This is a genomic window from Bergeyella porcorum (genome assembly GCF_042427575.1).
In the GTDB taxonomy this organism is placed as follows: domain Bacteria; phylum Bacteroidota; class Bacteroidia; order Flavobacteriales; family Weeksellaceae; genus Bergeyella; species Bergeyella porcorum.
The window spans coordinates 273,499-295,948 of the sequence record NZ_JBHMFD010000007.1; the positions used below are offsets into that span (position 1 = coordinate 273,499).

General features: G+C 37.3%; 22 protein-coding genes and 1 pseudogene. 9 read left to right on the plus strand and 14 right to left on the minus strand.

All coding sequences use genetic code 11. The features are described from left to right. Window position 1: 1 nt before the first annotated feature. Both ACFFUE_RS04580 and ACFFUE_RS04585 read right to left on the minus strand, forming a co-directional pair. Window positions 2–2,446 carry a bifunctional UDP-N-acetylmuramoyl-tripeptide:D-alanyl-D-alanine ligase/alanine racemase gene (locus tag ACFFUE_RS04580; protein WP_376833019.1) on the minus strand — a complete coding sequence of 815 codons (2,445 nt, stop codon included), beginning with the start codon at window positions 2,444–2,446 and terminating at the stop codon, window positions 2–4. 14 nt (window positions 2,447–2,460) lie between these two features. Continuing rightward, the gene (locus ACFFUE_RS04585; RefSeq protein WP_376833020.1) at window positions 2,461–3,048 is read right to left on the minus strand and encodes a thymidine kinase; all 588 of its coding nucleotides are present in this window, start codon (window positions 3,046–3,048) and stop codon (window positions 2,461–2,463) included. Window positions 3,049–3,109: 61 nt separating this feature from the next. Between ACFFUE_RS04585 and ACFFUE_RS04590 the strand changes: the two genes are divergently transcribed. The 3 genes from ACFFUE_RS04590 to rsmI are packed head-to-tail and all read left to right on the plus strand — an operon-like array spanning window position 3,110 to window position 6,337. After that, window positions 3,110–4,231 (plus strand): DUF8457 domain-containing protein, encoded by a 1,122-nt coding sequence (locus ACFFUE_RS04590; protein ID WP_376833021.1) that lies wholly within the window; start codon window positions 3,110–3,112, stop codon window positions 4,229–4,231. 34 nt (window positions 4,232–4,265) lie between these two features. Next, window positions 4,266–5,642 carry a UDP-N-acetylmuramate--L-alanine ligase gene (locus ACFFUE_RS04595; protein ID WP_376833022.1) on the plus strand — a complete coding sequence of 459 codons (1,377 nt, stop codon included), beginning with the start codon at window positions 4,266–4,268 and terminating at the stop codon, window positions 5,640–5,642. A 23-nt stretch (window positions 5,643–5,665) separates the two neighbouring features. Next, complete coding sequence (gene rsmI, locus ACFFUE_RS04600) at window positions 5,666–6,337, plus strand: 16S rRNA (cytidine(1402)-2'-O)-methyltransferase (RefSeq protein WP_376833023.1); 672 nt, start codon at window positions 5,666–5,668, stop codon at window positions 6,335–6,337. A gap of 45 nt (window positions 6,338–6,382) precedes the next feature. Here the strand turns inward: rsmI and ACFFUE_RS04605 are convergent, their stop codons facing one another. Both ACFFUE_RS04605 and ACFFUE_RS04610 read right to left on the minus strand, forming a co-directional pair. Beyond that, the gene (locus ACFFUE_RS04605) at window positions 6,383–6,676 is read right to left on the minus strand and encodes a hypothetical protein (RefSeq protein ID WP_376833024.1); all 294 of its coding nucleotides are present in this window, start codon (window positions 6,674–6,676) and stop codon (window positions 6,383–6,385) included. Window positions 6,677–6,824: 148 nt separating this feature from the next. Then, window positions 6,825–7,316: a hypothetical protein gene (locus ACFFUE_RS04610; protein WP_376833025.1), complete on the minus strand. Its 492-nt coding sequence runs from the start codon at window positions 7,314–7,316 to the stop codon at window positions 6,825–6,827. 123 nt (window positions 7,317–7,439) lie between these two features. Here ACFFUE_RS04610 and ACFFUE_RS04615 point away from each other — a divergent pair, with 123 nt between their 5' ends. Beyond that, the gene (locus ACFFUE_RS04615) at window positions 7,440–7,820 is read left to right on the plus strand and encodes a helix-turn-helix transcriptional regulator (protein WP_376833027.1); all 381 of its coding nucleotides are present in this window, start codon (window positions 7,440–7,442) and stop codon (window positions 7,818–7,820) included. Between the two features lie 162 nt (window positions 7,821–7,982). On the opposite strand, the pseudogene ACFFUE_RS04620 reads toward ACFFUE_RS04615, so the two are convergent. Further along, a pseudogene (locus ACFFUE_RS04620) lies at window positions 7,983–8,340 on the minus strand (transposase); the annotation flags it as partial. 119 nt (window positions 8,341–8,459) lie between these two features. Further along, window positions 8,460–8,870 (minus strand): BrxA/BrxB family bacilliredoxin, encoded by a 411-nt coding sequence (locus tag ACFFUE_RS04625; protein WP_327983591.1) that lies wholly within the window; start codon window positions 8,868–8,870, stop codon window positions 8,460–8,462. A 564-nt stretch (window positions 8,871–9,434) separates the two neighbouring features. Here ACFFUE_RS04625 and ACFFUE_RS04630 point away from each other — a divergent pair. Next, window positions 9,435–9,962 carry an acyl-CoA thioesterase gene (locus ACFFUE_RS04630; RefSeq protein ID WP_376833028.1) on the plus strand — a complete coding sequence of 176 codons (528 nt, stop codon included), beginning with the start codon at window positions 9,435–9,437 and terminating at the stop codon, window positions 9,960–9,962. A 2-nt stretch (window positions 9,963–9,964) separates the two neighbouring features. Next, window positions 9,965–11,017, plus strand: a complete 1,053-nt coding sequence (thiL, locus tag ACFFUE_RS04635) for a thiamine-phosphate kinase (protein ID WP_376833029.1) — start codon at window positions 9,965–9,967, stop codon at window positions 11,015–11,017. Between the two features lie 89 nt (window positions 11,018–11,106). Here the strand turns inward: thiL and ACFFUE_RS04640 are convergent, their stop codons facing one another. Further along, entirely contained in the window at window positions 11,107–11,964 is an 858-nt protein-coding gene (locus ACFFUE_RS04640; protein WP_376833030.1) for a GLPGLI family protein, read from the minus strand. 396 nt (window positions 11,965–12,360) lie between these two features. On the opposite strand from ACFFUE_RS04640, the gene bioB reads away from it, so the two are divergent. Beyond that, complete coding sequence (gene bioB / locus ACFFUE_RS04645) at window positions 12,361–13,449, plus strand: biotin synthase BioB (RefSeq protein ID WP_376833031.1); 1,089 nt, start codon at window positions 12,361–12,363, stop codon at window positions 13,447–13,449. Between the two features lie 57 nt (window positions 13,450–13,506). Here the strand turns inward: bioB and pepT are convergent, their stop codons facing one another. Beyond that, window positions 13,507–14,766, minus strand: coding sequence for a peptidase T (pepT, locus tag ACFFUE_RS04650; protein ID WP_376833032.1), 1,260 nt, complete (start codon window positions 14,764–14,766; stop codon window positions 13,507–13,509). 215 nt (window positions 14,767–14,981) lie between these two features. Here pepT and ACFFUE_RS04655 point away from each other — a divergent pair, with 215 nt between their 5' ends. After that, a complete protein-coding gene (locus ACFFUE_RS04655; protein ID WP_376833033.1) occupies window positions 14,982–15,830 on the plus strand; it encodes a hydroxymethylglutaryl-CoA lyase in 849 nt (282 codons plus the stop codon). A gap of 61 nt (window positions 15,831–15,891) precedes the next feature. Here ACFFUE_RS04655 and ACFFUE_RS04660 read toward each other — a convergent pair whose 3' ends face one another. The 3 genes from ACFFUE_RS04660 to ACFFUE_RS04670 form a co-directional block, all read right to left on the minus strand. Beyond that, window positions 15,892–16,221: an SUF system Fe-S cluster assembly protein gene (locus tag ACFFUE_RS04660; RefSeq protein WP_376833034.1), complete on the minus strand. Its 330-nt coding sequence runs from the start codon at window positions 16,219–16,221 to the stop codon at window positions 15,892–15,894. Window positions 16,222–16,286: 65 nt separating this feature from the next. Beyond that, window positions 16,287–16,985: a 3'-5' exonuclease gene (locus tag ACFFUE_RS04665; protein WP_376833035.1), complete on the minus strand. Its 699-nt coding sequence runs from the start codon at window positions 16,983–16,985 to the stop codon at window positions 16,287–16,289. Window positions 16,986–16,993: 8 nt separating this feature from the next. After that, window positions 16,994–17,695: a YczE/YyaS/YitT family protein gene (locus ACFFUE_RS04670; protein WP_376833036.1), complete on the minus strand. Its 702-nt coding sequence runs from the start codon at window positions 17,693–17,695 to the stop codon at window positions 16,994–16,996. A 307-nt stretch (window positions 17,696–18,002) separates the two neighbouring features. On the opposite strand from ACFFUE_RS04670, the gene ACFFUE_RS04675 reads away from it, so the two are divergent. Then, the gene (locus ACFFUE_RS04675; RefSeq protein ID WP_376833038.1) at window positions 18,003–19,229 is read left to right on the plus strand and encodes a phage tail-like protein; all 1,227 of its coding nucleotides are present in this window, start codon (window positions 18,003–18,005) and stop codon (window positions 19,227–19,229) included. A 51-nt stretch (window positions 19,230–19,280) separates the two neighbouring features. Here ACFFUE_RS04675 and ACFFUE_RS04680 read toward each other — a convergent pair whose 3' ends face one another. The 3 genes from ACFFUE_RS04680 to ACFFUE_RS04690 all read right to left on the minus strand — a co-directional run bounded on the left by ACFFUE_RS04680 (window position 19,281) and on the right by ACFFUE_RS04690 (window position 22,450). Further along, window positions 19,281–19,991, minus strand: a complete 711-nt coding sequence (locus ACFFUE_RS04680; protein WP_376833039.1) for a helix-turn-helix domain-containing protein — start codon at window positions 19,989–19,991, stop codon at window positions 19,281–19,283. A gap of 189 nt (window positions 19,992–20,180) precedes the next feature. After that, a complete protein-coding gene (locus tag ACFFUE_RS04685) occupies window positions 20,181–20,867 on the minus strand; it encodes a response regulator transcription factor (protein WP_376833040.1) in 687 nt (228 codons plus the stop codon). 35 nt (window positions 20,868–20,902) lie between these two features. Further along, window positions 20,903–22,450, minus strand: coding sequence for a sensor histidine kinase (locus tag ACFFUE_RS04690; protein WP_376833041.1), 1,548 nt, complete (start codon window positions 22,448–22,450; stop codon window positions 20,903–20,905).

The following is a 22,450-nucleotide window of genomic DNA, read 5'->3' on the forward strand; positions in this document are numbered from 1 at the left end:
ACTAATTCTTAATATAAACCCGTTTTACGCGTCTTGAAATCGAAGTTAAAACTTCATAAGGAATGGTATTGCAATATACAGCGAATTCTTCCAAAGAAGGTTCTCCATTGAAAATAACCACCTCATCGCCCTCCTTAGCATTCAAATCTTTCAGTTCTACCATCATCATATCCATACAGACATTACCCACAATAGGCATTTTCTTCCCTTTGATGCCTACAAAACCATTTTTGTTGCTCAGCAATCTAGGAACACCATCTGCATAGCCCACAGGAATGGTGGCCACCCGCGTATTCTCCTCTGCAATGTACTTTCGGCTATAGCCTATGGACTCACCTTTCTGAATATCGGAAATCTGGGAAATTACCGATTTAAAAGTAACTGCCGATTGCAGTAAAGGTTTGATTTTCTCATTATAAGAAATCCCTACCATTCCGATGCCAATTCTTACCATATCAAACTGATGTTCAGGATAATTTAAAATTCCTGATGAATTGAGAATATGGCGTATTGGTGTATAGCCTAATCCAGACATCAATCGGTCTGAAACTTTTTGAAAATGAGCAATTTGATTAAGTGTATAATCTCTTTCCTCAGGAACATCGGCACTAGAAAGATGGCTGAAAATACTCGCTACTTTCACATTCATCGTTTTTAATTTTTGAAGCAGCTCATCGATTTCAAATTCTTTGAAACCCAAACGGTGCATTCCTGTTTCTATCTTGATGTGAATAGGAAAATTGCCTACAAAATTGGCTTGTTTTAGTTGTTTGTGAAATGAATCTAAAACTCTGAAACTGTAGATGTTTGGTTCCAGATTGTATTCAATTACAGCATTATAACTATGCTGCTCTGGATTCATCACAATGATGGGCGTGGTGATGCCATTCTTTCTCAAGTCTGCTCCTTCATCTGCTACTGCAACACCCAGATAATCAATATGGTGGTGTTGTAAGAACTCTGCGATTTCGTAACCACCTAAGCCGTATGAATACGCCTTTACCATTGCCATCATTTTGGTTTCTGGCTTTAGGAAAGATTTATGCACATTGATGTTGTGCAAAACGGCATTGAGGTTTACTTCCAGCACCGTATCGTGTTTTTGAAGTTCTAGCAGACTTTTCAGTTTCTCTATCTCAAATTTCCTTGCTCCTTTTAATAAAATGAGTGAATTTTCTATTTTATTAAGGTGCAGACTATCAGTAAGTTCATTGGTAGTACTGAAAGTAAAAGTTTCACTATGAAATAGGTTTCTCCGTTTGGTAATCTCTTGTCCAACAAGAAAGATTTTATCAAAATTTTGCTCATTAGTAAGTTGTGCCACCGTATCGTAGAGCGTGTCCAAGTCTTTCCCTTCTACAAAATCGGTAAGTACCAGAACTTTTTCAGGTTTGTTGTATTCTTTAATGAATTGAAACGCAATCTTTAGCGAATCTAAATCTAAATTGAAAGAATCATTGATAATAAGGTTGTTTCTTACGCCAATGGCACTTTCCAACCGCATTTCCACGCTTTTCAGTTGGTTCAGTTTTTCAATAATGATTTCATTTTCAAAACCGAAATGTTTGAGTATAGCAATGATTGCCAGTGCATTAGATAGAGTTGCAGCGTCTCTTTGCTGGGCGGGAAATGTAATGACCTCATCAAAATACTGCACCGAGATGTCCTCTTGCCTATCGTTCCAATCGCTGGTAATTTTAATATCATTGTGGGGTTCAAAGCCGTATGAGATTAAAGTTTTAGTAGAATAAATTTCATTTATTTTACGATAAACCAAATCGTTATCCCCATTGAAAAATAAAATTTCCGATTTGGAAAAAAGCTGAAGTTTTTCATCAATCAATTGTGCTTCGCTCTCAAAGTTAGCAAGATGGGCAGAGCCGATATGGGTTAAAATTCCAATTTTAGGGCTAAAAATCTGTTCCAATCGGTGCATTTCATTGGGCTGAGAAATCCCCGCTTCAAAAATACCAATCTGATGTTCAGCATTGATTTGTAGAAGAGAGAGTGGCAGTCCTATTTGCGAATTAAAACTTTTCGGACTTTTCACTACGCTAAAATCATTGCAAAGACTTTGGTATAACCACTCTTTCACAATGGTTTTGCCGTTGCTCCCCGCAATGCCTATGGTCTGCAAACTGAACTGATGCAAGTGGTGGCGAGCCAATTTTTGTAAAAAATCAATAGTATTATCTGTAATTAGCCATACAATAGAGTCGCTTTCAAAGAGTTGTTTTTCGGCAATAATGATAGATATTCCTTTTTCTACCGCAGAAGCAATGTATTTCTCGCCGTTATTCTGCTGGGTTTTAATGGCGATAAACGCTGTATCTTTCGTGGAATATATCGTTCGGCTATCGAAGGCGATATTTTTCACGAGTTGGGTGCCATCTCCTATCAATTGAGAATGGGTAATTTCAGCGATTTGTTGTGCGGTGTAATTCATTGGTGAAGCAAAATCTATTTATTAGTATTGAGAAACTCATCTACAAAAACTCTTCGGCTTACCGCTTCGTAGCTTTCTGTTTCTCCCAATTCTACCAATTCTGTGCCTTGGGAAGTTCTCATAGAGTAGTTGGCAAGATTTCCCGTTCTTTTGCAGATGGCGTGTACTTTGGTTACATACTCCGCTGTAGCCATCAGATAGGGCATAGGCCCGAAAGGTCGTCCTCGGAAATCCATATCCAATCCTGCGATGACTACCCTTACGCCATTGTTTGCCAATTGATTAGCTACTTCTACAATGCCGTCGTCAAAAAACTGAGCTTCATCTATCCCAATAACATCGCAAGTAGAGCCTAAGAGTAAAATCTCATTGGAACTTTCCACGGGAGTGCTTCGTATTTTATTTTGATTGTGAGAGACCACATCTTCCTCATCATACCGCGTATCAATTTTCGGTTTGAAGATTTCCACATTCTGTCCCGCCATTTCTGCGCGTCTTAGCCTGCGAATCAGTTCTTCTGTCTTTCCAGAAAACATTGAGCCACAGATGACTTCCATCCATCCGCTCTGTTTAGAGTGATTAATTGTATTTTCTAAAAACATTTGTTAATTTAGCCGTGATTTTGAAACCTCAAAATTAAGGAAAAATTTAATAGTTTTTAGGATGAATAAAGTGGAAGAAATTCAAGCTAATCTCTTTTCTGAATGCAAAAGCATACTGGAAAATTTAGCAAAAATAGAAACAAAAGAAGTGTTGATTGCTCAAAAACAAACACTGCACCTGCTGATGGAAAAGGTGTCTCATATAGAATTTTTGGAAAACAATAGAGCGTGGATTGATGCTACTCAACCAAAAAATGATGAGACTGAGGCTGTTTCCGTTCTTAATGAACCATCAGTGGAATCCAATGAGGTTTTAGAAATTGATGAATCAGAAACTTTGTTTGTAGAAGTGGAGAACGATAGTACTTCCGCTGAAGAAGATGTTGAAAACGAAACTGTTGAAGAGGAATTTGTTCAGGAGGTACTTACCACTCAAGTAAGTTGGGAGCCAGAGCAAGAAGAGCGTATTGCTTCGGAAGACGATTTTAAACCAATAGATGAAAACCCATCAGATGACGCTTATGAAAATGGAGAAGAGTCCGTGTGTTTGGGTGGATTAGAATCTAGCATTTCAGAAAAAATAGAAGCTTCCGAAGAAGAGAATGTGGTTTTATTTTCAGGGGAAAATTTACAAATTTCGGAAGAAGAAAATTTGAGTTTATCTTTTGAAAATAAAGATATTACAAGCTCTATGTCTTTGGATGAATTAGTTCCAAAAGAAGAAGAAATTGTTGAAGAGCAAAGCATCACTATTGAAGAGAATATTTCGGTATCTGAAGGTATTCAGGCAGAGGAGGAGCATCCTATTTCACAAGAGGAACAGCATCACGAAAAGAAAATTAAACTTCCTCATATCAAAGGTTTGAAAACCGTGCAAACGCTGTTTGATGATGAAGTGCTTGCTGCACAGCCTGCTACACCAAGCGTAACGGAGGTTTCTCAAGATATTAAGCCATCTAAAACTCCATTCAAGTTGGATTTGAATGATAGGATTGCCTTCAGCAAAATGTTATTCGGAGGTAGCCAAATGGAACTGAATGAAGTGGTGAATCAGCTTAATCACTTCGAGACATTAGATGAAGCTAAAGAATTTCTCAGTGATATGTACTATGAAAAAGATTGGGAAAAAGTAGATGAATACGCCCAAAGACTTTGGATTTTGGTGGAGAATAAATTTATGTAACCTTCTTGAGAGAGAAAACTGACCTCTATAATCAATGATAAAAAAAATTTCAGACTTTAAAAATCCCTTTTTCATCGGCGTTGCAGGTGCGGGGATGAGTGCAATTGCCCAATATCTGCAAGGGATAGGCAAAAATGTGTCGGGCAGCGACCGGTATTTCCGAGAAGGAGAATATAATAAAACTAAAGCTCAACTAGAAGCGGAGGGCATCCAATGTTTTTCCCAAGATGGCAGTGGCATTACAGTAGAAACGGACCTTATTGTGGTCTCTACCGCAATAGAAGATACTGTATTTGAGGTTCAAAAAGCTAAAGAACTCAATATCCCCATCATCAAAAGAAGTGCATTACTCGCAATGATTGCGGAGAGCAAAAAAACAATCGCTGTGGCAGGAACTTCTGGAAAATCAACAACTTCTGCAATGTTGTTTCAGATTTTAGAAGATGCAGGATTGGAGCCGAGCATTATTTCTGGAGCAGGGCTCACGAGGATTATCAAAGAAGGAAAAATAGGCAATGCTGCCGTGGGACGCGGAGAGTGGCTTATCATAGAAGCGGATGAAAGCGATGGTTCTGTAGTGCAGTATCATCCAGAAATTGGCCTGTTGCTGAATGTGGATAAAGACCATCAGGAAATTGATGAGCTGATGGATTTGTTTGCCACTTTTAAATCTAATACGAAAGGTTTATTTGTTGTCAATCAGTCTAATAAATTAGCAAAAACGCTATCTAATAATTGGGAATCTGACTTTGGATTTGAAAATAACAATACCAAATACAACGCCACAAATTTTGTTCAAAACGGATTTGAAATATCGTTTGATGTTTTAGGTAAATCCTTTAAGATGAATGGAGTAGGGCAGCATTCTGTGGAAAATGCTGTGGCGGCTATTGCCGTGGCTCATCAGATTGGAGTAGATTTGGAAACAGCTTCAAGAAGTCTAAAACAATACGAAGGCATCTACCGAAGACACCAGATTTTAGGAAAGAAAAATGGCGTTTGGGTGATTGATGACTATGCTCATAATCCCGCCAAATGTGCTGCGAGCATCAGAGCGTGCCAGCCTTTGGCAAAGAAAGTGGTAGCGTGGTTTCAGCCTCACGGATATAAACCTACCAAGTTTCTAAGAGCAGATTTTGTGGAGGAAATTTCTCAGGCATTAAGACCTCAAGATGAAATCTGGATGAGTGAAATCTTCTACGCAGGTGGTACAGTGGAGAAAGACATTTCTGCCAACGACTTGATAGAGGGCATCAGAAAAGAAAATAAAAAGGCATATTTTGTAGAAAACCGAACCAATTTGGTGGAAAATATTCGGACACATTTGGACGAAAACACGGTATTGCTTTTGATGGGAGCTAGAGATCCTAGTTTGGAAGATTTTTGTAAAAGTGTATTCGAGGAATTGTAGTTTCAGCTAGACCTAAAAAGAAAATGTCAGGTATATTGTATTTTGTGCCAACACCGATTGGCAATTTGGAAGATATGACTTTCAGAGCGATAAAAGTTTTGAAAGAGGTAGATTATATCCTTTGTGAAGATACCCGAACCTCAGGGATTTTGCTGAAACATTATGAAATTTCTAAACCTTTGAAATCGTACCATTTGCATAATGAGCATCAGGCTACGGAACGGGTTATCCAAGATTTGAAAAATGGGCAAAACATCGCCATCATTACCGATGCGGGAACGCCAGGCATCTCAGACCCTGGCTATCTATTAGCGAAAGCTTGTGCGGATAACGAGGTGGAAATGATTTGTTTGCCCGGTGCTACGGCATTTGTCCCTGCCTTGGTGGTATCGGGATTGCCGAATCACGATTTTTATTTTGCAGGATTTCTACCTCAAAAAAAAGGACGCCAAACCAAGTTGAAACAACTCGCTGAAGAGAAAAAAACCATTATTCTCTATGAAAGTCCTCATAAAATTAACACCACTTTGGAGCAAATCAAAGAATTTTTTGGGGAGGATACTAAAGTGAGCTTGAGCAGGGAGATTTCTAAGAAATTTGAAGAAACTAAACGCGGAACCATCAGTGAACTAATAGAGTTTTCTAAAAGTAAAACTTTAAAGGGAGAAATCGTGCTGGTGGTGAGTAATGTGTAAAGAAAAAATAAGGCTATCTTTCTTTCAAGACAGCCTTCGTTCAATTTAATTTTTAACAATAATAGAAGTGGTTCTCTGTGTGTTCTTTTTTATCGTAAGAACAGGATGAATGGTACTAACCCAAGTGTAGTTATTCCCATTTTTTCTAAATGCTTCAAAATAGAACACCTCTTCATCAGCGTTTAAGGTTGTTGATAAATCAAAATAAGCTAATCCATTGGCGTCAGAAGTGGCTTCTTTTACAATCACTGGGAGGGCTTGTTGAGAAGTTACCTTTTCTCGGAACATCATTACCACAACACCAGCCTGTGGAACGCTATTGCTATTTATTACATTCATTTTTACAGACGTGGTGGTTGTCTGTGTAGTAGAGGAGCTTGTTGTCGATGTTTCAGTGGTTACTGTTTCGGAGCGATCACAGCTTAAAAGAAATAAAGATAAAGTAAATAAAAAAATGATTTTCTTCATAATTATCATAGTTATAAAGTTATTTGGTAATTTTTGTAACAGCATCAAAAGTCAATTCAATTTTTTTGCCTTTTTTGTATTCTATCAAAAGTTTAGAATTATTGATACCTATAATAATCCCTTCCTGAAACTTTCCATCCTTTTTGAAAGAAACTCTATCGCCCACATTTAATTTTATTTCGGCTTCCGCATAAGTTTTTACACTTGCAAGGGTGTTTTGTATCGCCCAAACATCACCTATTACTCTTACTTTTTTACCATTATTACGAACATAAACTTTTGCGTTTCTCACAAATTCTCCTTGGTGTTTTTGCGTCAAATTGTCTATCGCTTGCTCCATTGCATCAGAACCAGCATTAGCTTGTGCTTCTACATCTCGTGCAACGAGGACATATTTCTTACTATCATCTACATTTCTATTGCTGATAGCAGTTAAATCTCCAATTCTTACCCAGCTTCCACAGGAAGAAAGTAGGATACCTGCGGAAAATAATAAATATAATTTTCTCATAAGGATAAATGATTTTTCACAAAGTTATTATTTTAACATATTTTAACTTTAATTTTTTTGTTAAAAATATTTTACTATTAGTATAAAAATTTATACTTTTGGTAAAAACATTAAGAAATGGAAATGGAAAAAATCATAGAGAAAATTGCTCAATACAGAAATAAAAAAGGATTTACCTATGAGAATATGGCGGATGAATTGGAACTTACCCCTGCGGCTTATCGCAAGATAGAAACAGGCGAAACCAAACTCACCGTGGAACGATTGTTTAGAATTTCTGCCATTTTGGAAACACCTATTAACGAAATTTTAGAGTTGGACAAGGTGAGTTTACAGCAGAATAATTATAATGCTAATGGCGTCTATCAACAAAAGATAGAGCATTTTTACCAAGAAAATAAGGAAATCACAGAGCAACTCATCAAAGCAAAAGACCAACTGATAGAGCAATTGCAAAAGGAGATTGCTTTTTTGAAGGGGAGAAATTATACTGGTGGTGAGTAATGTGTAAAGAAAAAAAATGAGAAGCTGTCCGAAAAGGGCAACTTTTTTTATGCCGCTAAATTTTGGTAGGCTGATTTTTCTAAAAATATTTTGGTGAAAATTTTTCTATGGAGGCTAAAAACATTAAAATTTTGTTTTTCGGCAGAATTTTGACCGTTTTTCGATGTTTTTCGGCTCGTTGGGGAAGATTTTTCCCCGAAAATCATTAATTGTCCGAAAATCAGGGGTGAAATTTCCTGAAATATACATAAAATGAATATTTTCATTGAGTGCTTTGGCTATTTTTCGGCACAAGAAACATTGAATAAATAGCTGTAGAATAGCACTTTAATCATCATTCGAGGGTGGTAAGGAGAGTTTCCACCACCTTTATATTTCTTTATAATTTCAGAAATATCCAAAGAATCCTCCACGGTATTCACAAGTCTAATGGGATGATTATCAGATATTTTATCAAAACATTGATAGAGAAAAGTTCGGGAGTATTGCCAAGTTGATTTTTAAATGTTAACTTCGCCATCGGTTGTTTTTTTTGAACACTCAAATATACGAAATTTGCCCCCCAAAAAAAGGCTGTCCGAAAAGTTTCGGACAGCCTTTCGCTCACAAATTCAAAATATTAAATAATGAAAACACTTCTTAGCAATATTCATCATATGCTGCTTGTAGATTTGCAGCAATAGCCATCGCTGGATTTCCTTCGATGTGGTGTCTTTCAAGCATATGAACCAACTCCCCATCTTTGAACAACGCTACACACGGCGAACTTGGAGGAAATGGAGCAAAATGCTTTCTTGCCTCTGCTACTGCTTCGGTATCAAAACCTGCAAATACTGTTACCAAATGGTCTGGCTTTTTCGCCCCCGAAAGAGAATCTACCACTCCTGGTCTTGCTGCTCCTGCAGCACATCCGCATACGGAATTCACCATCACCAAAGTAGTTCCAGATTGTTTCAACGCTTCATTTACTTGCTCTGCTGTGGTAAGGTCTTCAAAACCATTATTGGTAAGCTCTGCCTTCATTGGCATTACTAATTCTGCTGGATACATAATATTATTTTTATTAAAATTTGAATGAGCAAAGATATAAATTTTATTTGGGGAAAAACCTTATAAATAATACAAAACAAACAAGGAAAGTATCATTTTACAAAAATGACAACAATAAAAAAGCCAAATATTTTCCGTTTTTCCAAGATGTAAGTCCGTTTTTTAGAAATGTAAATGGTAAATACACTAATGCAACCTAAAAATAAACAATTGTAAAGGTAAAATAAGCTGATGTAACACCGTTTTATAGCAATGCAACAATAAAAAAAACCAAATGTTTCCCGTTTTTTCAAGATGTAAGTCCGTTTTTTAGAAATGTAAATGGTAAATACACTAATGCAACCTAAAAATAAACAATTGTAAAGGTAAAATAAGCTGATGTAACACCGTTTTATAGCAATGCAACAATAAAAAAGCTAAATATTTCCCGTTTTTTCAAGATGTAAGTCCGTTTTTTAGAAATGTAAATGGCAAATACACTGATGTAACCTAAAAATAAACAATTGTAAAGGTAAAACAAAAAACAACCTATATTTGTAACGCTAAATTTAAACCAAAAAGATAATGTCTAAATACTTTCATAAATTTGAAGTAAGATGGAATGATATTGATGCCAATAGACACCTTGCCAATTCATCTTATGTGCAATATTGTGCCCAAACCCGTATGGCGTTTATGACCAAGCATAAAATGGGACTCCGCGAGCTCAACCGCTGGGGAATAGGTCCCGTTATCCTGCACGAACGCTATTCTTTTTTCAAAGAAATCTATATGGACCAAGAGGTGTATGTAAGTCTGGAAATCGATGGCTTTTCTGAAGATGGTGGCATCTACCGTTTTGTACACAAATTCTATCTGCCAGATGGTACACACTGTGCTACTGCCGAAGCTACGGGCGTTTGGATAGATATGATGCTGAGAAAATCTACCACGCCACCAGACGACATTATGGTGGTGATGAAACAATACCAATCTGAACATACCCAAGTTTTAACCAAAGAAGATATTAAAAACCTGCCATTTCGCCCAGAAAACTTAAATGCTGATGCCTTCAAAGAAGAGAAATGGACCAAAATTAATCTGAGACCTTAAAAATGTTAGAAAACAGAAATCAAAACCTTACACCAATTGCCCAGTTGGGAGAATTTGGACTAATAAAACACCTTACCGAAAACTTTAGTTTACAAAATCCTTCCTCTGAAATCTCAGTAGGAGATGATGCCGCCGTTATCAACCCAGAGGGTAAAAAAATAGTAGTAACCACCGATGTTTTAGCCGAAGGCGTTCATTTCAATTTAGGCTATGTTCCACTAAAACATTTGGGCTACAAAGCCGTAGTTGTCAATCTAAGCGACCTTGCAGCAATGAATGCTTTACCCACCCAGATATTAGTTTCCTTGGCGGTTTCTAATCGGTTTCCTGTGGAGGCATTGGAAGAGATTTATAGCGGTATTCGCCTAGCTTGCGAAAGATATAAAGTAGATTTAGTGGGTGGCGATACTACCAGTTCTACATCGGGATTGGTGATGAGCATTACCGCCATTGGAATGGAAAAGACAGAGACTATCGTTTCCAGAAAAGGAGCAAAACCTAATGATTTATTAGTAGTAACGGGCGATTTGGGAGGAGCCTATCTTGGTCTTCAGATTTTGGAAAGAGAACACGCGGTATATCTTGCCAATCCGAATATGCAGCCCGAGATGGAAGGTTACGATTATATCCTTGAACGCCAACTGAAACCTGAAGCTAGAACCGACATCAAGAGCAAACTGGAAGAATTAAACCTATTGCCTACCGCTATGATTGATATTTCTGATGGATTGGCATCGGAGATTCTTCACCTTTCAGACCAATCCAAAGTAGGATTCCGTTTGTACGAGGAAAAAATTCCGCTGGACACCCTTACCATCACTACCGCAGATGAGCTCAACCTCAATCCTACAATGTGTGCATTGAGTGGTGGAGAAGATTATGAGCTGCTGTTTACCATTGCCCCAGAGGATTATGATAAAATAAAAAATCACCCCGATTTTACAGTCATAGGTCACGCCACAGATTGGGAACAGGGCAACAATATGGTGCTTCGTGGAAGCAATGAACTATCCCCCATCACTGCACAGGGCTGGGATGCTTTCTTGAAAAGGTAAAAGGGCAATTTCCCTTCTTGAATGCACTTTTATATTATTTTGGAAAAGGCTTGTACGAGTTTGTACAAGCCTTTGAAATAAGGAGAAATTTAATTTTCTGTTTTTTCTATTAGATTCTCATTTTCAAAATTATAGAGTTTTTGTTTTTGCCTTTCCAATAAGTTTTTCACATTTTCCGCAGATGTATTGATACCCAATTCTGAAGCCTCTGCTACAAGCCTATCAATATTATTCTTTTTTATTTTTCGGATTTCTGCAAAGGTGGCAGGAGTAGCCTTTTTGTATCGTGAATCTCGCAAAGAAAGCATTTTATCCCTTAGTTTTTCTTTGGGGATAGACTTTATCAATTCAAAACTAAATTCACCATCCTCACTTTCCATTTTTATAACCAAACCTGGTAAGCCCGTAAATTTATAAGGTCCATAAGGCAAAGGAATCTCTGGTGTATACCAAGCTATCCAATCTCTACCCTTATAGCGTAGCGTTGCTTTTTTACAACTGAAAGTATTAATGGTTTGGCTTTCATTTATCAATTTCCAATCTTTAATAACTGGCTCGCTATAAGAATATCGTTCACCTCCTATTTTTTCAAGATACTCAACGCTTTGGCTGGATTGAGCAATAACATAGTGAAATTTTGTATTAGGGAGGTTAGATGGCGGAGTTATATGAATTGGACTTCCTTTGGGAGTAGCTTCAAATACCCTCTTTATCTCGGAACGGAATATAGAATCGTATTTCGCCATATTTTCACTAAAAAAGAAAGCCTTGTCTTTTAATACTTGTAAAAGAAAAATTTCCTCGTGTATAAAGGAATTGGTCTTATTCAATTTAGCTCTTGAAAGATAGGCAAACTCTACTTCTAATAAATTTTCCTGCTTTTGAGCCAATAATAATGTGGAGAAAATTAAACTTAAAAATATTATTACTCTTTTCACTTTTTTCATAACTATTTATTTGTTTAAAAAACACTCACCCTTCATTATATCAGTAAGTGCTTTTATGGTTTATACCACTAACAATAATTTTTTCGTAATTTCTTATTTTCAATTATCCGCTAAGATAAAAATATTTTTTATATCCAAATATTTTTTTTAGGTTAAATGAATGAAACTATAATTTAAAGGTACTTAGCAAAATCAATATTGAATATTATCACACTAAAATCTACTTTGGTTACTTTATCAGCAGTAAAAAATATTTATAATCCACGCCTCTCTGCCTTCATTAAATAAAAAATAAGTAAATTTACGCTCGCTCTGTAAAGCAGGAAATCTTTTGCCAATGAAAAAATCAAAGAATTAAATAGTAAAAACGACATACCCACTAAAAAGTAAAAAGAAATGATAAAACAAAACTGGACTACTCAAGAAATATTAGACATCTACAATCTACCGTTTTCGGAACTCCTCTACCGAGCTGCCACCGTACACCGCGAGCATCACGACCCTAATAAAGTGCAAGTATCTTCCCTTATTTCGGTAAAAACAGGCGGTTGCCCAGAAGACTGCGGCTATTGCCCACAAGCCGCAAGGTACCACACCGAAGTAAAAATCCACGGTTTGCTTCCCGTAGATGAGGTGAAAAAACAAGCGATGAATGCTAAGGAAAATGGCATCTCCCGCGTATGTCTAGGGGCAGCGTGGCGTAATGTAAAAGATGGCCCAGAGTTTGAGCAAGTGCTGGATATGGTGAGAGAAGTTACCAAAATGGATATGGAAGTCTGCTGTACGCTAGGAATGCTCACCGAAAACCAAGCCAAACGACTAGAAGAAGCAGGACTTTATGCCTACAATCACAATATAGACAGCTCCGAAGAGTATTATAAAGAAGTGATTTCTACCCGTGCATTTGAGGATAGATTAGAGACGATTGGCAATGTAAGAAAAACCTCCATTACCCTTTGTTCAGGAGGTATTATCGGAATGGGCGAAAAGATAGAAGACCGCTGCGGAATGCTGAAAACCTTAGCCAATATGACCCCACAACCAGAAAGTGTTCCCATCAATGCTTTGGTTGCTGTAGAAGGAACACCTCTGGAAGATGAGAAACCTGTAAACATTTTTGAATTTGTGAGAATGGTGGCTACAGCCCGTATCGTTTTGCCTAAAACCCAAGTAAGACTTTCAGCAGGAAGAACGGGACTATCGCCAGAGGGGCAGGCTTTGTGTTTCTTCGCAGGGGCTAATTCCATCTTTGCAGGGGACAAACTACTCACCACCCCCAATCCAGAAGTGAATGAAGACCGCAAGCTGTTTGAGCAATTAGGCATCGTACCGCAAGCTCCTTTTGAGAAACACGCCAAACGAGAAGTGGTAGAAAAGGAAAATTCCCAATACCAACCCTTAGGCGAAAACCCGAAATGGACAAGACCTCAGCATATCATCGCAAGAAATGAAGCTGCAAAACAAAAATCTAAAGATTTGAAATAAAATTTAAAAACCAGATTCTAAAAAGCTAGAATCTGGTTTTTATTAATAGAAATAAGGTTATCTCTTCTTCACCGCTTTGGCGATATTGATGATAACTTTCACGGCTTTTTCCATACTTTCTAAAGCCACATACTCATAAGGCCCGTGGAAGTTGATGCCACCAGCAAAGATATTAGGACAAGGTAAGCCCATATAAGAAAGCTGTGCCCCATCTGTTCCACCGCGGATGGCTTTTATTTTCGGTTCTATATTAGCATCTTTCATTGCTTGTGCTGCAATATCTACAATGTGCATTTTCCCTTCAAACTGCTGTTTCATATTGCGATACTGCTCTTTGATTTCAACTTCAAAAGTCCCTGCACCATACTTTTGGTTCATTGCATCCACTGTATCCAACATCAATTGTTTTCTTGCTTCAAACTTAGCTTCATCGTGGTCGCGGATGATGTACTGAAGTTTAGCTTCGGAAATATCTGCAGTGGTTTCCATTAGATGGAAAAAACCTTCGTAACCTCTTGTAGTAGCAGGCGTTTCGTTAGCTGGTAGGGCTTGGATAAAATCAGCAGCCAATAGAGCCGCGTTCACCATTTTTCCGTAGGCGTAACCTGGGTGTACGCTCAGGCCGTGGATTTTCACCACAGCACCAGCGGCATTAAAGTTTTCGTATTCCAATTCTCCTACTTCGCCACCATCCATAGTGTACGCCCATTCTGCCCCGAATTTTTCCACATCAAACTTGTGGGCCCCGCGTCCTATTTCTTCATCAGGTGTAAATCCTATAGCGATTCTGCCGTGCTTAATCTCTGGATGAGCCAAAAGGTATTCTGCTGCAGTTACAATCTCTGCTACACCTGCTTTATCATCTGCTCCTAATAGCGTAGTACCATCTGTGGTGATAAGGGTTTTTCCTACATAGTCTTTTAGGCTTTCAAATCGGTTAGGGGAAAGCGTGAAACCTGTTTCTTTATTAAGTACTAAGTCTCCACCGTTGTAATCGTCCCAAATCTGAGGTTTTACATTTTCTCCGTTGAAATCTGGAGAAGTGTCATAATGGGCGATAAATCCAACGGTAGGCTCATCATCTTGTTCCAGATTGGAAGGGATATAAGCGTAGATGTAGCCATTCTCGTCCAGCTGTACATTTTCTAACCCCAAAGATTGGAGTTCTTCAAAAATGTATTTTGCAATGTTCCATTGCTGTGGAGAAGATGGGCAGCTTTCACTTTCTGGGTCGCTGGTGGAGTATATTTTAGCATAATTAATGAAGCGGTTTTGTAGCTTCAATTTCCATTCAAGGTTGAATTCTATTGTCTGCATTTTATGAATGTTTTGATTTTTAACAAAGATAAGGATTTTACAGATTTATGCCTTAAAACTGATGTTTATCACCTATTAAAGTACTGTTCAGAATATGATAAAAAAGATATTTTAAAATCAAAACAATCTGATAATAAGCATTATAAACCTATGATAAGGCTTATTTTGTTTGCTACTAAAAAATATTTATCTTTACGAAAATCTAAAAAAGTAAAATGTTTCTTACCGAATGTCCAAGAGATGCAATGCAAGGCTGGGGGGAGATGATTCCTACTCAGAAGAAAATAGACTACATTAATGCCCTAATGTATGTAGGCTTTGATGTGTTAGATTGTGGCAGTTTTGTTTCCCCTAAGGCAATTCCACAGATGGCTGATACCGCAGAGGTGCTGGATGGTATTGATAAAACCATTTCGGATACCAAGCTATCTGTAATTGTAGCCAATATCAAAGGAAGTGAGCGTGCCATAGCCCATAGCAAAGTAGATATTCTAGGATTTCCTTTTTCTATATCGGAAACATTTCAGTTTCGCAATACCAATAAAAACCAAGAGGAAGCGTTCCGCCAAATCAAAGAAATATTGAAGATGACGGAAGAGGCTGATAAACAACTGAACCTTTATTTTTCTATGGCGTTCGGGAATCCCTACGGGGAAGGCTGGAAATGGGAAGATGTAGACTATTGGGCAAGACGCTTTGCAGATATAGGCATAAAGCATATTTTGCTTTCGGATACTACTGGTGTAGCCACTGCTGATACCATTTCTTTATTATTTAATAAAATTCCTCATCAATATCCTGAAGTAGATTTTGGAGCTCATTTTCATAACCGATACGAGGAATCTTACGCCAAACTAAAAGCTGCTTATGACCAAGGTTGCCGTAGGTTTGATAGTGCCATCAAAGGAATTGGTGGTTGTCCAATGGCAAAAGATGATTTGGTGGGAAATATGCCTACGGAACAAGTGATTAATTTTATGGCTTCGGAGCCAATAGAGCATAGGCTTAATTTGCTACATTTTGAAAGTGCTTACAACAAAGCAAAAGATATTTTTCATTTTTAAAATTTTGATTATAATAAAACCTCTCCTTTGGAACATTCCGAAGGAGAGGTCTTTTTTTTAGCTAAAACAATATTCCCAATTCAAATTTGGCTTCTTCGCTCATCATATCTTTTGTCCAAGATGGTTCAAAGGTCAGTTGTAAGTCCACATCTTTCACATCTTCTACCCCTGCCACTTTTTCTTTCACTTCTGCGGGGAGCGATTCAGCTACGGGGCAATTGGGTGTGGTAAGCGTCATCACCACTTTTACACTTCCTTCATCGGATATTTGTACATCATAGACCAATCCCAGTTCATAGATATCTACAGGAATCTCTGGGTCGTAAACCGTTTTTAAAGCTTGGATAATGTTATCGCCAATATGGGCTATTTGTTCGTCTGTTAGTTTCATTGAAAAAAAATTAAGTTAAATCATTAAAGAAGAGAATGATGCGTAAAGACTTAAAAATCAAAATTCTAATCTCCACTTCTTTCCAAAAACTCTTCTTGCCTCATTCTTCTAAAAATATTTGCCAAAGTTAAGACATCTTTTTCACAATATTTAACGATTCTAAATAAATCTTTTTCTATATAAAAAATAGATGCCACCATAGAACCATCAATATCATCTTTAGGTGTGGGGACACCGAAGATATGTGCCATCAGTTCTAAGGAGATAAAACTCTTATAATCCCCGAATTTCCAGAGTTCCATTGTATCAATGTGAGGAATTTCCCAAGGCTTCTTACCATAAAGCTGAAACGGCACGGGAGGTTGCATTCCATTAATCAAAAATCGGCGTGCTATCCACGGGAAATCAAACTCTTTCCCATTGTGAGCACAAAGAATTGCCTGACTGATTTTGGGATGATTAAAGAGCGTTCCGAAGTCGTACAGTAGTGTCTTCTCATCATCACCTGCAAAGCTTTTGATTTGGAGTTTTCCCGCTTTGTCTATCATTCCAATAGAAATGCAGATGATTTTCCCAAACTCTGCCATTATCCCCGCTCGCTCTCCATAGAATACTTCGGCACTCACATCATCTTTTCGCTGAAAAGCGGTCTTCTTTTCCCAAAGTTTTTTTTCTGCATCAGACAGCTCTTGCCAATGTTCGTATTGAGGTACGGTTTCAATATCTAAAAATAAAACGCGTTCTATGGGTATCTGATGTATCATTTTAAAGCTTAAATATGGGTATTTTTCATTTCTTCTTCGTAATGCTCTATTTCCTCTGCCGAATTTTCAATCATAATGCTTTTAATGAAAGGATGCTTTTTAAAGTAATTATAAAAGAAATTGAGAATAGGGGCAAAAATGAGCATATTGAGAATGGTACCTTCTCGGATGGTAAGATAGCCATTAAAGAAAAAATAAAATACCAATGTGGTGGCAATGGCGAAAATATCTATTGTCCAGCGGATAACACCAAAGTTCCATTTCTTTTTTTCGGATAAAGCCAAGCAGGCTCCTTCTATCGGAAGGTGTACCAGTCCCAAAGCTAAGATAGCCCCCACGCCTATGGATGCTAAAAGCGTCCCAGAAAGTAGAAAAACAACCCGTAGCCAATATTGAGATACTTCATAACCTTCTAAAAGAGCTAAACCAAAATTGATAACAACCCCGATGATAAAGGCAATAGGAATCTGAAGCAACTGACGGATTTTAAAGCCTTTGCCTAAAATCAATACTTGAGTCCCCACTGCTAAGATATAAACGATAGCGGTAATGGTACCCATCTGGATGTTCATTTTTTTAGAAATATTGAGTAGCATAGAATCTACACTTCCCAAGCCTATATCTGCCTTTATCATTAGACAAGTAGCAATGGACGCCATTATAACGCCCACAGCAATCACCATTAGATTGTTTGCTAATTTAGAATTCATACAGTCACAAAGATATTAAAATTTAGCGTTTTCTAAAAAGGCAAATTTTCATTTCTCAAACAAACATATAATCTATTGTGTATTTAACACAACAGGTTCATCATTATAAAAAACACACCAATTTACAATATATTATTATTGCCCATTTTTTCATCTAGCTAATATTAATCATAAATATTTAATTATGAATTAATTATACAAAAAACATTAATCAATTCATGAAAACAATTACAGAGATATACCTGTGGCATAATTATTGGTAGAATACGGCTCTGTGAAATTTAGTTAAGAAATGAAAAAAATATTTTTGTCTGTTACTATCCTATCAGGATTTACAGCGATTGCCCAAACTACAGATTATAGCAAAAAAGTTGGTATTAATACCTCTACTCCACAAGCCACATTGGATATTTCTGCTACCACTACAGATGGCAGCAAAATAGAAGGACTTCTAATCCCAAGAATTAGCAGATTAGCCGCTCAAACAATGGGGAATTCACAAACAGAAAAACCTTTAGAATCTACCTTAATATATATTAATGATATTTCTACTGGCACCTTGGCAAGTTCTACTATAAATGTAAGTGCAGTAGGATATTATTATTTTGATGGTACTCTATGGCAAAAACTAAATTCAAGTAGTGTTTATACTGCGGGAGTTGGTATCCAAACCATTGGTACAGACAATGTAATAAAATCTGAATTTGTTGATAAAGTTACCGAAGGAATTAATACTGGATATAGAGTTTTAGGTACAGATGGAACCATTGCAGACGCTAATTATGGAAATATAGGAGATAGAGCTATTGATTTTAGTATCCAAGATGCTGCTAGTACTAATGGAGCAACAGGTCAATTTTCTTTTGCGGCTGGTCATAAAACTATTGCTTCCAAAAGAGCTTCAGTTGCTTTTGGTAGAAGCACTACCGCATCTAATGACTCTTCTTTTGCCTCTGGCTATGGCACCACTGCTTCAGGAGATAAATCTTTTGCTGCAAATAACAATTCTATTGCATTTGGAAGCTATTCCGCTGCATTTGGTGAAAGTACAAAAGCTAATGGAAACGAAAGTTTTGCAATAAATAATAGAACTCTCGCACAAGGAGTTTCTTCTTTTGCTGCAGGAGTTTCCACAAAGGCTCAAAGCGGAGGGGAAGCATCTTTTGGTTTTAATAATCACACTGTCGGAACCTCATCTACAACTACTGCTAATAACCAAGATAGTAATATTCAATTATTTTCTGTAGGAAATGGAATGAACACAACATCTTCTAAAACTACCTCTAACGCTTTAGTTATTATGCGTGATGGTAAAACGGGCATCAATGCTGGTCAATTAGCTCCTACAGAAGCATTAGATGTAAATGGCTCTATAAAAGTAAGAGGTACTAACTATGCCAATGAAACTATTTCTATAGGAAGTGCTTGCTCTAACCCAGGGACAATTACTTATGTAAATGATACTTTCTGGGGTTGTACTTCTTCAAAAGGCTGGCAACAGTTAAATAACCAAACTAATTCTATAGGAGACTAATTAGATACATACTAGGCTAAACGCACGAAATTTATAAACTTCTAATACCACTTAAACCATAAAAACACTCGTAACTATTTTAAGGTAATGATGATTAGAGGTGATGGATTTTACTTTTTGATTGTCCATAGCGTTTAAGGTTTCGTAGAGCCATTCTTTGAGAAGCTCCATATTTTCAAAAGTCTTGTTTTTAAAGCGTTTTTTTATGTATTGCCAAACTTGTTCACAGGGATTCAATTCTGGACTGTATGGTGGAATATTTATCAGTGCAATATTGGGGGGAATATCGAAGTCTTTGTCTGAATTTTTCTTGACATTGGTTTTCCTAGGAACCTTCAAGACCGATTTGAACTTCGTTCGCATATATTTCCACAGCCATTGGTATTCTATCTCAACGCCGTACTGCTTCAAAAGCCACTCTTTCACCTCCACATAACTTGAAAAGGGATTTTTATCGCTCAGAAATCTTTTCTCTAATTCCTCGTGTATTTCTGGAGTAATCAGTTTTGATGATCTGTTACGCTTCGCAGGGGAGAGCAGCAAAGCGACACCACCTTGTTTGTATTCCTTAATCCAATTGAGCAGGGTTTTTCTCGTCACACCAAGGTGTGCGGCAACTTCTTCCAATTTTTTATATTGGTCTGACTTGATAAGAATCAAACTTTCTAAGCGTTTAGACGGTTTGTATCCTCTCATCTTAGGTATGTAACTCTTAAGCTCTGCTAGGCTCTCTTTTATCTCAAATGCTCTCTTTCTTCCCATATACAAATATACGAAAATAAGTGAAATAAAAAGGTTTAATAATATCACAGAGCAACTCATCAAAGCAAAAGACCAACTGATAGAGCAATTGCAAAAGGAAATTGCTTTTTTGAAGGGGGGAGATTATAGTGATGAGTAATGTGTAAAAAAGGCACCGAAAATCCGATGCCTATAATGTGTGTATTAGAATTAGTTTTTTACCAAAAGCCTGAACCCTTCGCCGTGTACATTGATGATTTCTAATCCGTCATCATCTTTCAAGAGTTTGCGAAGTTTGGCGATGTAAACATCCATACTTCTTGCGGTGAAATAGTTTTCTTTTTTCCAGATTTTTCTTAGGGCTAAGTCTCTCGGCATAAAATCATTTCGGTGGAGGCATAGCAACTTGAGGAGTTCGTTTTCCTTAGGAGAGAGTTTGTACTCGTTATCGCCTACGCGGAGTTGTCTTAGCAAAGAATCAAAGAAGATATTACTAATTTTAAACTGCTCTTGCTCTTCGTTTTCCAATGTGGCACTTCTCTGCAAAATGGCTTTGATTTTATACAAAAGCAATTCGGTATCAAATGGTTTGGTGATATAATCATCGGCTCCTATTTGATAGCCTTTTAGGATGTCTTCTCTTAGGTTTTTTGCAGTAAGGAAGATGATGGGGATGTTTTTATCAATTTTTTTCACCTCTTCGGCTAGGGTAAACCCATCTTTTTTGGGCATCATCACATCAAAAATGCAGATGTCAAATTCATTTTCGGTAAATTCTTTCAGACCTTGTTCACCATCGGTAGCGAGGGTTACTTCAAAGTTGTTAATCATCAGATAGTCTTTTAGTACAGCACCGAAACTTTGGTCGTCTTCTACTAATAATATTCTATTGCTCATATTGTTGTCTTTTTTGTTATTAATTACTATTAAATCTATGCCATTGGCAGTTTGATGACAAAAGTGGAGCCGCGTCCTTTGATGGATTCCACGGAAATCTGTCCTTTATGAAGTTCTACAATTTTTTTCACATAGGACAATCCTAGGCCTTGTCCTTTTACATTGTGAATGTTGCCTGTTTCTTCGCGGAAGAATTTTTCAAAAATTTTATTTTTATTGGCGGCGTCCATTCCAATGCCTTTATCAGAGATGGCAATCACATACCAATTGCCTTCATTCTTGGTTTTTATTTTAATTTCTGGCGTTTCGGGAGAGTATTTATTGGCGTTGTCCAGAAGGTTGATCAGCATATTGGAGAAGTGGAACTCATCTATTTTTACAATGAATTTTTCTGCGGTAAACTCCTTAGACAGTGTGCCATTTCTCTCATTTACAATAAGCTGAAAAGATTGCGTGATGCTGTTTATCAGCTCCCTCATATTGGTTTCCTTCAAGAAAAGCTGTACTTCATTGCGTTCTAATTTGGACATATTGAGTACATTTTCCACTTGTTTTTTCATACGCAAGTTTTCTTGCTTAATGAGTTGCGAATAGTACTTTACTTTTTCTGGATTGGTAGCGATTTTATCATTGGCTAAGGAGTCGGTTGCCACGGATATGGTTGCTAATGGCGTCTTGAACTCGTGGGACATATTGTTGATAAAATCTGTTTTTACATCGGCAATGCGTTTTTGTTGCATCATATAGTTGATAGAAGTGATGTAGATACCCAAGATGGTGAGCAATGATAAAAATGTTCCTAAAAGCATAGGGAGATTATTTTTTATCAAAGAGAAATTTTTTCTTGGAAATACGAGAGAAAGGGTGTAAAGAGGGCGGTCTTTACTGTCTTTGAAGAGGGTATAGTTGTATTTTGTATTGCCTTCTTGTTTCTTATAATTTTCGTTGATAATGGAAGTTGGGAGTTGGTTTTTATTGAATACCGCATAGCCAAAAGGGCTGGTAATACCATTGCTTTTCAAGGCGGTTGTTACCACAGAATCAATGGTTTGTGGGGAGACTCTTTTTTCAATGGGTCTTTGGTTGCCTTCCACTCGGACAAATTCTCTAAGGCTGAACTCTCCTGTATTGATGGAAGTATTGAGGGCAGAGGTTAATGTTTGGCGTTTAGATGGGTCCAGTTGCATTTTGATGAGGTTTTCATCCGTCCAAAGTTTGATTCTATTGATGCTATCACCTGTGTTAGAAATCGGGAGATTTTCTCTCTCTATAATATTTTTTTGATAGGTAATGGTACGCTTGGTGGCAGAATCTTCGGTCTGCTGGATCACGGTAGAGCTGGGCATATCATTGCTTGAAACAACGGTTTTACCGAAGTTTTTATATGTTTCATTCAGGAGTTGATTGATTTCAATATCGCCTATGCGTTTCACAGATTGTTCTAAAGCAATATTTACTTTATTGGAAAAATCTTGATCTAATGCTCCATAATATTCCTTTAGCCATTTGATTTGCAGTGTGACAAAGACTACTACAGAAATGGACATCAGAATAGAAATGATAGGAATAAAACGCTGGTTCAT